The organism is Streptomyces sp. NPDC058653 (assembly GCF_042716895.1).
Classification (GTDB): Bacteria; Actinomycetota; Actinomycetes; order Streptomycetales; family Streptomycetaceae; genus Streptomyces.
Genome location: NZ_JBHXRM010000100.1, coordinates 1 through 1,038, shown reverse-complemented (window position 1 = coordinate 1,038; position 1,038 = coordinate 1). Strand labels below are relative to the sequence as shown.

1 protein-coding gene is annotated in these 1,038 nt (G+C 71.8%); it reads right to left on the bottom strand.

Going from position 1 to position 1,038, the window contains the following annotated elements:
* Positions 1–36 precede the first annotated feature (36 nt).
* A partial coding sequence (locus ACFWU9_RS36260; RefSeq protein WP_384325361.1) for an ice-binding family protein occupies positions 37–1,038 on the bottom strand: 1,002 nt, incomplete at its 5' end.

Below are 1,038 nucleotides of genomic sequence, written 5' to 3'. Positions count from 1 at the left end.
ATTCCACCGCGCGGCGCGATCTGTGGTCCGGTTTCGTCAGGCCAGGTGCTCGGGCTTGTCGCCGTAGCCGCCGTGCTGCGGGGGCTTGTCGCCCTCGTCGCCCTCGTCGTCGCCGTAGCCCGGCTTCTCGTCGCCGTGGTCGGGCTTCCCGTGACCGTGGTCGGGCTTTCCGTGACCGTGGTCGGGTCCTCCGTGACCGTGGTCCGGCCCGTGACCGTGGTCGGGCTTGCCGTGACCGTGGTGCGGCTTCCCCGGAGGCTTGCCGCCGTGTCCGCCGCCGGAGGTGTTGCCTACCGTGTTCCCGGTCGTGTTCCCGGTTGTATTGCCCGAGATGACCCCGCCCGTGGACCCGCCGGTCGTGCCACCGGTCGTCCCAGCCGCGGTGCCGCCCGTGGTGCCGCCGGTCACGACGCCGCCGAGTACGCCACCCAGCACGCCGCCGGTGGTGGTGCCGGTCGTCGCGCCGCCCAGCACGCCGCCGAGCACGCCGCCGAGCACACTGCCCGTCGTTCCGGTGGTCGTGCCGGTGGTCGTTCCGGTGGTGGTGCCGGTCGTGGTTCCCGTGGTGGTACCGGTGGTGGTGCCGGTGGTCGTCCCGGACGTGGTGCCGCCCGTGCAGGTGGAACGGGTGATCCGGTTGGTGTCCAGGGTCACCGAGCCGTTGCGCGCGAGCGCGCGCCCGTCGATGGTCGCCCCGGTCGTGGCACTGATCGAGGTCAGGGCCAGGATGTTGCCCACGAAGGTCGAGTTGGTGCCCAGGGTGGCCGAACTGCCGATCTCCCAGAACACGTTGCACGCCTGCGCGCCGTTGATGAGCGCGACACGGCTTGCGGAGGCGGTCGTCAGTCCGGAGCCGACCTGGAAGACCCAGACGGTGTTGGGGTTGTTCTGCGCGTCGAGGGTGAGGGTGCCGGTCAGGCCCAGTGTCGAGGGCGCGGTGTAAACACCGCCGACAAGCGTCAGGCCGCCGGCGTCCGGCGGGAGCACCGCGTCCGTGGCCTGTCCCGCGGCGTTGTTGAACGCGGTGACGAGGTCGGA